This window comes from Bdellovibrio sp. HCB-110 (genome assembly GCF_047323225.1).
GTDB lineage: Bacteria > Bdellovibrionota > Bdellovibrionia > Bdellovibrionales > Bdellovibrionaceae > Bdellovibrio.
The window spans coordinates 4053824-4067713 of the sequence record NZ_CP178750.1; the positions used below are offsets into that span (position 1 = coordinate 4053824).

Sequence of the window (13890 nt, forward strand, 5' to 3'; positions counted from 1 at the left end):
CGACATGGCAATTCTTATTAACAAAGACACTAAAGTTATCTGCCAAGGTTTCACTGGTGCTCAAGGGACTTTCCACTCTGAGCAAGCATTGGCATACGGAACTAAAATGGTTGGTGGTGTGACTCCAGGTAAAGGTGGCACAACTCACATCGGTCTTCCTGTGTTCAACACAGTGAAAGAAGCTAAAGCAGCTACTGGTTGCAACGCTTCTGTGATCTTCGTTCCACCTCCATTTGCAGCAGACTCTATCATGGAAGCTGTGGATGCTGATTTGGATCTTGTGATCTGTATCACTGAAGGCATCCCTGTTCTAGACATGGTTAAAGTGAAAAAATTCATGGAAGGCAAACGCACTCGTTTGATCGGTCCTAACTGCCCTGGCGTTATCACTCCAGGACAATGCAAGATCGGTATCATGCCTGGCCACATTCACAAGCCAGGTCGTATCGGCGTTCTTTCTCGCTCTGGTACTTTGACTTATGAAGCTGTTGGACAATTGACGGCTTTGGGTCTTGGCCAATCAACGGCTGTTGGTATTGGTGGTGACCCAGTGAACGGAACAAACTTCATCGACGTTCTAAAAATGTTCAATGAAGATCCAGACACTGACGGTGTTATCATGATCGGTGAGATCGGTGGATCTGCAGAGGAAGAAGCTGCTGAATACATCAAGAAAAGCTTCAAAAAACCTGTTGCTGCGTTTATCGCGGGTGCTGCGGCTCCTGCTGGTAAACGTATGGGTCACGCGGGCGCGATCATCAGTGGTGGTAAAGGAACTGCGGAAGCTAAATTCGCGGCTCTTGAAGCTGCTGGTTGCAAAATCGCACGCAGCCCTGCGGACATGGGTATTACTTTGAAATCTATGTTGAAGTAATTCTTCGACGGAAATTGAGTCATTTCAAAACCCACGGTGGAAGCATCGTGGGTTTTTTATTTTGAAGTCGTGCCATATTTATTGAAGATCTTTTCCAACGTCCCGTCGGCTTTGATCTTATCAATGGCTTCGTTGAGTTCTTTTTCTTTGATGCGACCTTTACGACTGATCGAGCACACAATCGGATATTCTTGCATGAAAAGACGCTCGCGGTTCTTGTCTATCTTTGGATTTTCCAGCTTGAAGTAGTCGAGGAATATTTCATCCGTCACCACGTAATGAATGCGGCCATTTAAAAGTTTTTTGAGATTGGCTTCTTCACTGAGGCTGTCTTCCCGGATAAGTTGTTTTGACTCAAACAACGGATCAAGTTTTGGGTATACATACTGAAGCATGGTTCCGATAGTCTTGTTTTTAAGATCCGTGATCTTTTTCGGCATTGGGGCGGGGCCAATCACGACTTCTTTTTTAATGAAAAGCGTTTTAGAAAAATCCAACTGATCTTGGCTGCTTGCCCATACTTTACTTGTGTAGCACATCATATCGACTTGGCCTTTAAGAAGATAACTGTCCAGACGATAGCGTGTAATAATACTGAAACTGCTTTTTCTGCCGAGAGCTTCCGCTAAGGCACCTGCATAATCTGCGACGAGTCCTTTGACTTCATTGGGTTTACCTTCGAATAACAGCGGTGGCGCGAGGCCCGCGGGAATGCCGATGCGCGCTTCGGGTTTGGTTTCAGCCAGTGCGCTGGTTGTGAATAGAAAGCTCAGGGCTATTATGAAAATTTGCATAACAATTAGATTGCTTTAAAAGTGCCGGATTTTCAAAATTAATAGTATCTGCCGCCCTCAACATTGCTCGGTATAACTCAAGGCTATCGAGAAACGAAGGCTGATCGAAGTTTTCTAATAAGAAATGCGAGAAAGTGACCTGAACCCCAATATATATACCAGTTACCTTGGGATCATGTCATTCACGCTACATAAACCAGCCATTCATTATCATCCAAGTACGAGCTTATAATTATTTGCGCACCTGTAGATCGGCCTATTTTATTTAAGTTACTCACGTCATAGATGTCTAGATTGAGATCATAATCATCAATAGGGTTATCAGAAAAGAAAATAGACCATCCTCCGATATACAACTTGGTTAAAACGAAATCTACTTCACCGCTGTGAAGTCTACAAAAGAACGTGTTGTTATTTGAGATCTTTAAATTAAATAGCTTAACTAGCTCGTCGTTTAAATCTGTGAACTTAATATACACAAATGGAAACTGATTCACGCAGTCGTTAATTAATTCCATTCGCTCACGACTCTTTCCTCCAAACAAATCTGAAAATAGGCCGCTTTTTGTCTCATAGACTCTACCTTCCGATTTCTTTTTTGTTACCCAATTGTGCTTTTTAAGAAGATTTCTATGTTGATCCATATTCTCACTGTTGTGCTCATTCTGGTATGAATATCGGGGTCAGGTCAGTTAGCCCTCTCACCGAACCAAGCCCATCCTTAGTGTATACAAAGTTACCTTCAGATCTGGATACTAAAATAGGATCATCTATTCCGGATCGTAACGCTTCACCAAAAGCAATAAACCCTTCAATCTATTGTTCTACTATCCCAGTATCCAAATCTCCATTTTGGAATGCCACGCCTAAACGACCAATTTTATAGGTTATCGAGATATATTGCCCAACTCCTGCCTGCTCATAAAGGTCCTTAGCTACTTGGCGTGCGATCAACGATTTGGTCTCGCCAGAATAAATGGTAAGAAAGTAACATTCTTTATATCGAGTGCATTTTTGTATCGACTTGGAATTAACTTGACCAGCCAGTTTAATATTATTCCGTGATTCATGTGTATCAAATGCATTAACAAACTCAAACAGTTGCAACGACGATACTAGAAAAAAACAATAGAGCGAAATAATGCCGAGACCTGATAGAACACAACCAGGCAAACTGAAAATCGCATCCTTCTCTACTGAATAGATTCTAACATGTATAAATGTCACGGCTAAGAAACCAGCAGAAAGAATATACCAAAATTGGCGCGCTCTTTCTGTGGAAACATATTCTGGGAGCGCATAGACATGAACGGGATACTCAATCGCCAACCAGAAGCAAAGTAGAATATAGAGAAAAAAGAATATTAACGTCCACGGAATACCTAAAAGATACTTTAGCTTCATATCGGAACAATCTCACCCATAACCGTCATATTATTCTTTTCTTTGATCATTCTTATCCTTTGATGAGAGATAATCTTTAAGAATGCCCAAAAAAACTGCGCCCAAAATTAGAAGTCCAATTCCAAGAAAATAATTTCCAATTGAGGACTTATTTAGCGATTTTATTCCATACAAACATAGAATACCAATCGCCATAATTACTAAGTTGACACGCATATTTCGAAATTTTTTCTTAAAAAACTCCACTACTCACACCCACACGCCATTTTTTCATCTTCTGATAATTGCATACCCCACTCAAATCCATACAAAAACGTAGTTAAGAACAAAGAGGAAGGGTTAGGCAAATTACTACCAAGTATATTTGCAGGCCCCTCTATCGTTTCAAGAAACTTTTTATTTTGTTCATAGGCATCACACACTGCAGGTCTAGTATAAACGCCGCCAGTGTCAAAATTGGATCTCCTTTGTGCGGGATATTTCCCCGTAGGGTCAGTTAAAATTATAGGATTATTTGACACGTAAGCATAGTAATTTAGATCCCCCCCTTTTAATTGAACAGGATCCTCAGAAATAAATCTTCCCAACTCCGGATCGTAGTACCTAGCTCTATAGTAGTAGAGACCCGTCTCATCTTCAAGTTCGCGTCCAGTATAAGCATACCTATTCTCAATAAGTTTCTTATCCGGTCGATTCTCTTGGAGTTCCTGAGTAGTTACTCCGTAAGAAGAATATCTGTATTTCTGGATCGAAGTTCCATCAGACTTCGTGAGTTCTCTGATTGAACCCAAGCCATCCTTCGTGAACACAAAGTTCCCCTCAGCTCTTGCGACCAACAAAGGATCGTCTGTTCCAAGTGAGTTCATATAACGGGCAGCAAGATTCCCAGTTAAATCTTGTTCTTCGATGATCATATCCCCATCATAGAAGAACTTTCTTCCATAAGACTTTGAATTGTCTGTGTGATCTACAACCTGACGCTCAATTCTTCTACCAAGCCCATCATATTTAAAAAAGATCTCTTTAGTCACGGTACCAGCTTCGAATATTTGTATTGCCGTAAGCTGGCTTTCTGCGTTCCAAACAAAGTTCGTCTCTTGACCAGTAAGAAGATTCGTTTTCTTCGTCATGTCACCGTTGAGATTGTATTCGAAAGAATACTTCCAACCATCGCCTAAAAGCTGGTTGATCGCATTGTAATTGGTAGCAGCTGCAAACTGACGATTTCCTACCACATCGTAACTAAAATTTTCGCGAGGACTTGAGGATGCCGTCAAACGATCCAAGTCGTCGTAACTGTAGTTACTCGTATTCGACATAACTCCAATGTTTCCTGTCGGAACTGTTCCCGCAAAGCTTTCTGTTTTTGAACTTCTCTTGCCAACATCATCGTATTGGTAAGAAAATCCAGAAATCAGATTTGAGTTCGGACTGTAGTTGTTAATACTCGCCAACTGTGAAAGAGCTGTGAACATTCTTCGCACTTCAATTCCATTTGGTAAGACATCTTTTATTGGACGATTGAGGGTATCCAACTCACGAGTCCAAACATAGTTCTGCCCGTTAATCTGTGCACGGATTTCATTGAGAATATCCATACCCGTATAGAAGTACTGAGTCTGGTTCCCATTAGCCGTCATTGTCTGACGAGTACCTACGCTATTGTAGGTATAGCTGACATTGTACCCGCGCTGATTCTCCGTCTTTAAAAGATTATTTGCCGTGTACTGACGGTTTATCGCAGAACCTTTGTTCCAGATCCAAGTTAGATTTCCGTTCGCATCATAGTTGAACTTCGTTTCATTATCTGGAGCACCCACGCGAGTCAGTTGTTTTGCCTCGTTATAAGTATACTGAATTACACTTCCATCTCGACGAGTCTTTGTGAGCATCAATCCGTCTGGATCATACGTGTAGGTTTCCACTTGATTCAGAGCATTCGTCGTTGAGGCAAGCCACCCTCTGTCGTTGTAAGTATAACTCGTTGTCTGATTCTTCGGGTCTGTGACGCTTAAAAGAAGACCTGTGTTAGAATACGTGAAGGTCGTTTCTCCATTCATGGGATCGACGATCTTTTTAAGTCTGTTCATCGAATCGTACTCGTAGGTCGTGATTCTATTTAGCGCATCTTTCACTTGGGTCAATAGACCAACACTATTATACGTGTACTCAGTGATCTTACCCAAAGCATCTGTCGAGGTTGCCAACTGACCACGAGTATCGTAGGTCATGACTTTTTCATTATTTAAATGATCTTTAATTTTTATTGGCAGACCTTTGGGACCGTATTCAATAGTAGTTGTTCGTAGTAAAGGATCTTTAATCTCTGTGACATTTCCTTGGTTGTCGTAAGTGTAAGTCGTCTCACGATTTAATGGATCAGTAACTTTGGATACGCGAGCCAGAGAAGTATATTCCATGTATCTCGTATTTCCCGCTTGATCCATAACTGCGATAGGTAATCCATTGGCGTTGTACGAAACGCGCGTAGAACCACCAAGAGGGTCCGTGGAACTCGTCATTTGACCATTATTATCACGTGCGATCTTCGTAGCCCGTCCTAAACCATCTACACTCTCTACGATCTTTCCAAACTTATCTGTTTTAAATTTCCAACTACGACCTGCCATACTGACATCTTCGCCAAACTCCTTGTCGAAGATGGGCATATCAGCAGGATTGTCCTTCGTCCCAACTCCCGCAGGTAAGTTACCCATTTGAGCAATTGCAGAGCGCGGTTTTATATTTCTAATGCTACCATCAGGATAAATTTCCTGCGCCAACAGTCCGGAGCTTGAATAAACGTAGCTGTGGACCTTTTGATCTTCATCAGTTTCTGTCGTCAGAAGATCTGTAGCATCGTAAGTGTACTTGCGTGTCTTTCCATCAGGATTTTCCACTTGCAAAAGATGACCACTGCCATTGGTTGAAAATTTGGTCACACGACCCACGGGATCATGAACTTCTTTAAGTCGCCCTGAGAAGAGTTCGTACGTGAATGTATAAGTATCCCCACCTGGAATTGTCCAAGTCGCTAAGCGACCTTTACTATCATAAGTGAAGGACTCATTTTTCCCATCAGGTGTGGTTTTAGAAACTAACAATCCATCATTATTGAAGTAACTTTTATTCCCATTCTGCTGAGTTCTAACAAACCCATCCACGGTCTGAGCTAAAGTCGAAAAATCTCCCGGTGGAGAAATAAAACCAATTGTATCCATATCAATGGACTTTGCTCCAACGAGACCTACGTTTTTACTTAATATCAAAGACTTAAACTTCGATTTAAGTGATGTCTTTAAAAGACGACCGTCATGTGTATGAGCTATCACATTGCCGTTATCATCCAAGATATAGCCTAACTGAGCCTTTTTATCTCTTAGATAAGCAATAGGCCGTTTCAAGGTAGAACCTGCGGCGATGTCCTCTGCCTTCGTTATCTTCTCAGATCCCTTTGCTTGAACACTGCCAGCAAGAACACGAACGTCTCCCGACTGCAAGAACACTTTCACAATCCGGTCATTGCCACTATCGACGATAATTGGATTATCTAATTCATCATACAGAATCTGAGAAGGCTCGCTCAAATCAGCTTTATAGTAGGCATTGTTACTTGCCACAAGAGTTGATAAACGTCCTCGAGGATCTACAAATCGAACTCTATTTCCCGTGATAAAGTGTATGGAGTGAAGTTTGTCTTCAGATACAAAGGTCGGAGCACCAATACTAGAGAGAACCGCGGCTCCCCCATCCTGAGATTCGCTACTTTGGCCGTTTCCTGCGACCGTTGTGATAATTCCGTATTTTGAAACCTTACGAATTCTGAAGTTGTTTTTATCTGCGATTAACAATCCACCGTCATAACTTGCGAAAACAGAGCTAGGACATGACAGTTCCGCCAATTTCGCGTCTCCCCCGTCGCCTGAAAAACCAGCTGTTCCACTTCCAGCAATTGCGGTAACTGTTCCAGTTACTCCAACGGCGAAAACTCTGTTGCTCGCACAATCCGCAACAAAAATGGCCCCGTCTTTTTCAATCATCGACGTCACATTCATAGAGTCCAACACCTGAATGTTTTTAGGTTCCATTTTCTTTTTAGTTTTTTGTTTTACAGCACCGAACCCAGGAGTAAGTCCCCCAGAGATATTTGGAATTCCAGTGTAGAGACTTGCTTTTCCAGAACCATCCTCCCAGACAAGCCTATACCCCGAACCTTCAGTGAGTTTCTCCAAACCCTGCAATGTCCAACCTTTTCCAAAAGGAGAATTTCTTGAATTCAATACGATAGACCGACTGCTCACATTGTATTTTAGTGAAACCGGTTCTGGTGTAATTGTGTTCAATGGTGTTAATGGCGGCGCGCCGAAATAGAGTGCTGTAGCAAAGCGTGAATTCCTATAGTCATTACCTATCTTAACGTTGAAGTCATAAATACCCGTTGGCATGTACTGACCATCAATGCCTCTCGCTTCCATCATCATTCGGTAGCTGTATACCGTGTCGCCACTCGGAATAGTTCCTTTTCCTTTGTAATAAATATTTCGGTAAAGATTTCCGATTGTTAGTTCAACATTCACTACATCCGGATGATCTCCGAATGCCAGGTAATGGAAAAACTGTTCAGCATTAGCAAAGATCACAGGTCGCGCCGACTGGCTCCAATATGTAAATGTCGGCTTGTACTCAGTACCGAAACGCACAACACCTGGCAAATCGTAATCAACGCCAAGATTTCCGTTTTCGACATCAATACGACATCCCTTAGATTGACAGCCACTTCCACTCTGATCCGTCACAGGAGCTTGGGCTGATGGCTGATGTGAACTCGGTGGAACTACCGGTTGATTCGCATCCCAACTACTAAAGTGAGGCATGTCATATTCAACGAACTGGCCGTCTGCCGTCACCTGGGCATCATGCCCAGAATCTTCCCAAACACCCGTCGTCTTGTTGAACATGCCAACCACAATCGGAGTGTTTGCCGGAAAACCAAGATCGTTTTTAATACGCAATTTACCAGGAGGAGAAAACGTTGTTCCACTGGGGCCCATCGTTCCCATGAAGGTAAACTCTGAAAGAATTGGCAAAGCACCGGGAAGTTCATTACCAGCTCTTGCTTGAGTTATGTTCAAATAAATATCATTGCTTGCACTGTTGGGTGCTACATGGAACTCCACTGTATTGTCAGCATTTGTTCCAAAACCGCCCGTAATTTTATCAATGAATGTCGAGTTCGCATCGAGTGGTTTAATAACAAAGGTCGCTACAGCGCTGTCCTTTCCCGCCTCACCTTCGACAAATTTAGACTGACTCGTCCATCCGCCTTTAGTGGCAGATAAAAGTACTTCTCCGCCTTGGCCCACAGGTACTTTGTATTTACCTTCGATATCTGTTTGTACTACGGTTCTTACATTAATAACTCCACCGGATAAAATGGAGACCTCAGCTCCTTCAACAGGAGCACCAGTATTGTCGACAACTTTTCCGTTATAATATCCTGCAGTGGGAACAGGAACTTCTACAACATATCGAATTGTCTTCGTCGCTACATTTTCATTATTATCTGCAATTTCAACTTCAAAGAAAATCGTACCAATCGGTAATTTGTGAACTTCATCGAACTGCACGGTCGCAAAATCCGAAGTTACGGTGAATAAGGAAGTCACTTCGGTTCTTGTTCCTTCCTGATCAGTTACAAACGCTTTAAATGTAGCCGTATCCACTCCCGCCGGAGTATCTGAATAGTCCACTTGAATAAATGGCATATCATCAATAAAGACGGTGTCTTCTTCAGGCATGACCGCAAGCACGGGTGGGTTGCTGTCGTCATATCGAACATTAAATTCGATATTGAATGTTTCCAATAAAGTTCTTTTGGGTGTTCTTACAATATAGATCAGATTCTGATCAATCTCGTAGACATTAAAAATTACCTGGGCGGGTCCATACTGAAGGGTTGGCGTCTGAACGTATTTAAACGTCGACATATCTGTCACCGCCAAAGGAGTGCTTTCATCCTGAAAGAATACGTCAACTTCTATGAGTCCTTCCCAACCAGCAACTTCAAATATAGAAAATCCAGCCTGCTGGCCCTCTCGATATTTTAACGTAGGATCATCAGATTGAACCGTCACATACGTTTCAGAGTTAGGGGCAGCAGATGCTTGCACGCTCAGAACAAGCGCCGCAAGAAAGAAAATAGTTTTAAATAATCTTTTCATTTTAAATTCCTACTTTTTTCTTTTGAAAGCCCAGTTTGATTTCTTGAAAAGCGTCGATACGGGACGTTCGTAGCTAAGAGTGTATTGCGCTGAGTTTGATAGACGCATTTCATCTAGCAATACACCACTCCAGTTCGCATTCGCATAACCAAATTGAAGATATGGCAGATCCGCTTTTCTCATGGAGTCGACAACTGTTCCGTCCACAACAAGTAGCACTTGTCGGTGCATGTTTGCCGAATCGACAATGACAGCGACATGGTGGAACTTGCCATCTTGAGGCAGCGTACCTACTTGCGTAGTTTTTGTTTCAGCAACTCCGAAAGTAATCGCTCCTAAAGTATCCACACTTAAAAAGTTATACGAGTCGAATACTTGATAAATGCTGCCATTCGCCCCCAGTTTTATCCAAGTCTCAAATGTCCAAGAATTTGTATCTGGAGCAATGGAAGCACTTGCCGTCATATTTCCATAATCGTTCGAGATATCTAGACTTTCTCCAAAAATACCCTGACTCAGAGATGGGCTTGAAAGTCCATCCCAGTTAAACGCTCGGCCAGATACATCTCCCAAGATTTCAGACACACCGCCAGCGTTAAAATGCCATAGGCCTAAAGTAGAACTATCTGGAGCATACGACGTCGGAGAGCCTTTAGTGATGTAGAAAACGTAGAAAGTTTTTACTGATTCGCGACCTAATTGGTTTTTTGCTCGAACTGTAATTTCGTTTGCACCGTTCTCTAAGTTCAAGGAGATCGGTCCGCTTAAAGTTCCTGTGGTTCCTGAAACTGTCGTCGTCAATGTTGTATCTACAACCCCGTTTACCGCCAACGACATCGAAGCTGCGTCAATTGAAGCGTAATCGCTAAACATGACCTTGAATTCTGGCTGACTTGTATGAACAGTAGAAAGAGGTAATGTTTCCAAGAATCCAATCGCTGGACCTTGATTCATTCCAATATTGAATCTTTTTCTTGCAACACTGCTCACTCGGACTTCATCGAATGAATGCAGATTATGAAGTTCGAATGTTAAAGCAGACATACACGACTTGCAGTACACTCTAAGGCTTCTTTGATACCTCACGGTTCCATCGACAAGGACTAAAATGTTAGAACTATCTGCTTGTCCGTCATGAACCACGGCAATGTGGTGATACTGATCTTCATTGATGACTTCAGGAATTGTTGCGTTAAACGATGGTGCCCCAGGGATAATAACACTTATTTTCAAATTTCTGTTTTCCCGACTTAACATCGTACCGAAGTAATTTCCGTTCAGACTCCAAATATTGTACGTACTGCTATTGAAGGTGCCTACGTCACCCTTAAACCATCCTTCGATAGTAAAGTTTTTTCCAGGAAACGTGAAGTTTTCAACCTTCATGATGTCACTACTTATTTTCTGGGCGTTGCCAAATTTCCCCACCACTGTTTCTTGTGGGTAAACTAATCTCATTGGGCGGTTGTTCCCTGACGCATCGGCAAAGACAGTCCCGCCATCTTCATTAAAATGCCACAATCCTGCTGTATCTACGTCAGTAGCATTTTCAACCAATCCACCATCCTCAAGATAGAAGAAGCGACGCTGAAGAACGGTTTGATTTCCGCTCATGCCCTTCACGCGAATTTCAATTTCGTTCAGCCCCTTTACCAATGATGTTGGAAGTGTTCCTTTTATTTCTGACCCCGTGATTGTTAAGCTAGAACCTGATTGCACGATACCATTGAGTTTGACCTGGGTATTCGCAATTGTGACACCGACCGTGTCTCGAAGTTTTGCGTAAATTCCAATACTAGCAGTTCTATACGTTTCAAATTCTACCGGATAAGCCAATTCAATCGTAGGTGCATATCCCCTGACTAAGTTTGTATTCTCGCGAATATTCTTGGAAAGACGAACTTCATCAATCTCTCCGATATATCCATTACCGCCGATTCGCGCAATTTTCGGCTCATCGTCGAATTCACAATCTGGAACGGCGTCGAAAGCAGTGATGATCATTCCGTCGATAAGAACCAATAAATTCTCAGTCGAAAGATTGCCGTCGTAAACGACTTTAACATGACTCCATTTTCCAGCAGGTAATGCTCCAACCGTCGTAGTATAGGTATGAGTTTGATAATAAGTTTTTAAGTTTACAATGACTGAACCAGTGTCTGCTCTTTGCACAGAAATTTGATCATTGTTAAAAATATCTCCCAGTGGAGCTTGATCATTCAACGGCTTTACCCACGCTTCAAATGTAAATGTAGAGCCAGGAATTGGTACTGGAGGAAGGATAACGGCATCTGAATCATAGGGATTTGAAAACAGGCGAGCTTGCCCAAGAATTCCCAGCACAGGTTGGGTTCCTTTGAATTTTCCGTGTCGTGCGAAAACTGTCGAATCTTTGGCCCACGTCACACCATTATCATTCAGGTGCCATAAACCCAAAGTGTCTGAATCTGTTCCATACTCTTCACCATTTGCAGCTTTAATATACTTCACTTCAAATTGGGCTGTAGCAGGGTTACCTACTTGGTCCTTCACGGAAAGTCCGATGATGTTTTTCCTGCCGGCGGCAAGATTTGCAGACAACTGTCCACTTAAGACCGCTGTCGTCGCATTAAAAGAAAGCCCCGTAACTGGCTGACCGTTCAAGGTAATAGCTATAGTTGTTGGATCAATTTGATTTTGGTTATCCGTCAACAAGAAGTTTAATGTTGGTTTCGGATGAATCACAGGAACGGAGAGATCGGGACTTTGAACGCTTATCTCCGGCGGCACCGTATCCAAGGTCACTACCTTTGATAGTCTCACGTCATCGACAAGACCCGGAAAGTTCATACTTGAAACGTCTCCACCAATATAGGCGGCCGCTCCATTTTCTGCTGGTTGGATAACTTCAGGGATTCTTACGTTGCCTACAATTTTATTATCGACTGAAAGAACCAGGTAGCCGTTTTTAAAGTAAGCACCGACTCTGTAAGGAGTATTTTTATTAAGTACTGAACCGACGACCCCTTTAAAGCCACTGCTTTGTCTTACGAAGGCTGCTAATCTATTGTTAATAACCTGGAGTTGTAACTGTCTGTTGTCAAAAATCGTAACCGGAGAGTTTGCGTCTTCGTTTAGATAAATCACCGCCTCAATAGCAGCCTCTGATTTCGTTTTAAGATCCAGCTTTGTCTCAGAAATCTCTCCTAGATCTATGTAACTACCTGCTACAGTGAAATCTCTAGCACTTCCGAAGCCAGATCCCAATGACGAAGCTGACACTATCTGAACATTCGGAGACGAAGTACCGCTGGCCACGCCACCCTCTGTGACTTGGTCGCTGACAGTAGGTCCTGTAGTTTCATTAAAGTTCCAAAGAGCTACGGTCTCTCCAGGTACAACCGTGACAGGCGTGGCCATCACTCCCACAATACTTGAAGCCAATAGCAGTTTTGCGTTTTTAATAAATGGAAACATCTTATCTCCGTCGTTCAGTTGCAGTGATTAATAGTCGTTTTATTATTAATTTTGTTAAATTCATTCACAGAGGAAGTGGCATTCACTTCCAGCGAAATTGTGCAGCTTCGGTCGAAAGCAAATTTCGGAATCAAGTGGTGCACTTTAGTTTGTTCTTTGGGTCCGAGATATCCTGAAAAAACGATACGATCTTTCAGCACAGGCTGCTTTTGCGCATCGAAACCTTCCAGTTTTACCTCGAGAGCCCTGCCGCTCACAGCGATGTCACCATTGTTGGAAATGTCGACGTCAATTTTGATGGTGTCACTATTTACCGAAATGAATGTTCCACCATTTAAAGAAAGGTCTTCATATGGAATAAAGGTTTCATCTAAACATTCGCCATAACTCATTGTTAACACATGGTCATCTCGGTTCCTAGTTCCTGATCTGGAATCCGGGTCTACAATAATTTTTAACTTGCATGCATGCTGATAAAGATAACTTGGCTCAATACTTAGAACCTCTTCTTGGTCGGGTAGAATTTTTCTCTCGACGTTTTTAAACTCGTAGGAAATGTCTCCGCCTCGATTATCCAGATAGACTACCAAGACTCGGAATGGTTCAGTTGGACTACTTCCTTTATTATAAAGAACAATATTTATGTCTTCGTCGGATCCATTTTGAAAACTGGGTATAAGATCCGCCGTGCGAGAGGAAAAATCAGAAGTATTACACAGCCCCCACTTAACTTCTTTTTTTAGCCACTTAGATTGAAAGACTAAGCTGCAGGAATTTTTAAAAAGACTAAGGTTCAATTCGGGAGCGGTTTCGGAACATTTTTCTCCTAAGTCAGCTCTTTGACAGGCTCGAATGTTCATTTTTGCAGTACTTAGACCAAGTTTATTTCCTAAGGCGCCTATATATTCAACGGTGACGGTGTTGCTGCTTTCTACAAGCTCACCTGTCCCGCGTATCGCTAAAACTTTTAACTTCGGATATTCGATGGTTTCTTTGCTTGGGTAGGATTTCTTTTGAAACTCAAAGGCGTAGGATAGCGGCTCCGCAAATGTATCGAACGAAAGACATACGACCGCAGCAATTATTAATAGTGATCTCATCCTTGAAACACCCTTAAAAATTTATAAATCTTAAATCTGTT

At 42.4% G+C, this 13890-nt stretch carries 6 protein-coding genes; 1 reads left to right on the top strand and 5 read right to left on the bottom strand.

The genetic code is table 11. From position 1 onward, the window contains the following. Window positions 1–4: 4 nt before the first annotated feature. A complete protein-coding gene (gene sucD / locus ACL934_RS19385) occupies window positions 5–874 on the top strand; it encodes a succinate--CoA ligase subunit alpha (RefSeq protein WP_374076351.1) in 870 nt (289 codons plus the stop codon). A 56-nt stretch (window positions 875–930) separates the two neighbouring features. Here the strand turns inward: sucD and ACL934_RS19390 are convergent, their stop codons facing one another. From ACL934_RS19390 to ACL934_RS19410, 5 genes are all read right to left on the bottom strand, one after another. Beyond that, the gene (locus tag ACL934_RS19390) at window positions 931–1668 is read right to left on the bottom strand and encodes a substrate-binding periplasmic protein (RefSeq protein ID WP_413612830.1); all 738 of its coding nucleotides are present in this window, start codon (window positions 1666–1668) and stop codon (window positions 931–933) included. Window positions 1669–2484: 816 nt separating this feature from the next. Beyond that, the gene (locus tag ACL934_RS19395) at window positions 2485–3072 is read right to left on the bottom strand and encodes a hypothetical protein (RefSeq protein ID WP_413612831.1); all 588 of its coding nucleotides are present in this window, start codon (window positions 3070–3072) and stop codon (window positions 2485–2487) included. 245 nt (window positions 3073–3317) lie between these two features. After that, entirely contained in the window at window positions 3318–9293 is a 5976-nt protein-coding gene (locus ACL934_RS19400; protein ID WP_413612832.1) for an RHS repeat-associated core domain-containing protein, read from the bottom strand. 9 nt (window positions 9294–9302) lie between these two features. Then, window positions 9303–12749, bottom strand: coding sequence for a LamG-like jellyroll fold domain-containing protein (locus ACL934_RS19405; RefSeq protein WP_413612833.1), 3447 nt, complete (start codon window positions 12747–12749; stop codon window positions 9303–9305). Between the two features lie 14 nt (window positions 12750–12763). Then, window positions 12764–13849, bottom strand: a complete 1086-nt coding sequence (locus tag ACL934_RS19410; RefSeq protein ID WP_413612834.1) for a hypothetical protein — start codon at window positions 13847–13849, stop codon at window positions 12764–12766. Window positions 13850–13890 lie beyond the last annotated feature (41 nt).

What these genes read in the sequence shown, in the direction of transcription:
- ACL934_RS19405 (WP_413612833.1), bottom strand. Translation starts at nt 12,749, where the DNA reads ATGTTTCCATTTATTAAAAACGCAAAACTGCTATTGGCTTCAAGTATT.
- ACL934_RS19400 (WP_413612832.1), bottom strand. Translation starts at nt 9,293, where the DNA reads ATGAAAAGATTATTTAAAACTATTTTCTTTCTTGCGGCGCTTGTTCTG.
- sucD (WP_374076351.1), top strand. Translation starts at nt 5, where the DNA reads ATGGCAATTCTTATTAACAAAGACACTAAAGTTATCTGCCAAGGTTTC.
- ACL934_RS19390 (WP_413612830.1), bottom strand. Translation starts at nt 1,668, where the DNA reads ATGCAAATTTTCATAATAGCCCTGAGCTTTCTATTCACAACCAGCGCA.
- ACL934_RS19395 (WP_413612831.1), bottom strand. Translation starts at nt 3,072, where the DNA reads ATGAAGCTAAAGTATCTTTTAGGTATTCCGTGGACGTTAATATTCTTT.
- ACL934_RS19410 (WP_413612834.1), bottom strand. Translation starts at nt 13,849, where the DNA reads ATGAGATCACTATTAATAATTGCTGCGGTCGTATGTCTTTCGTTCGAT.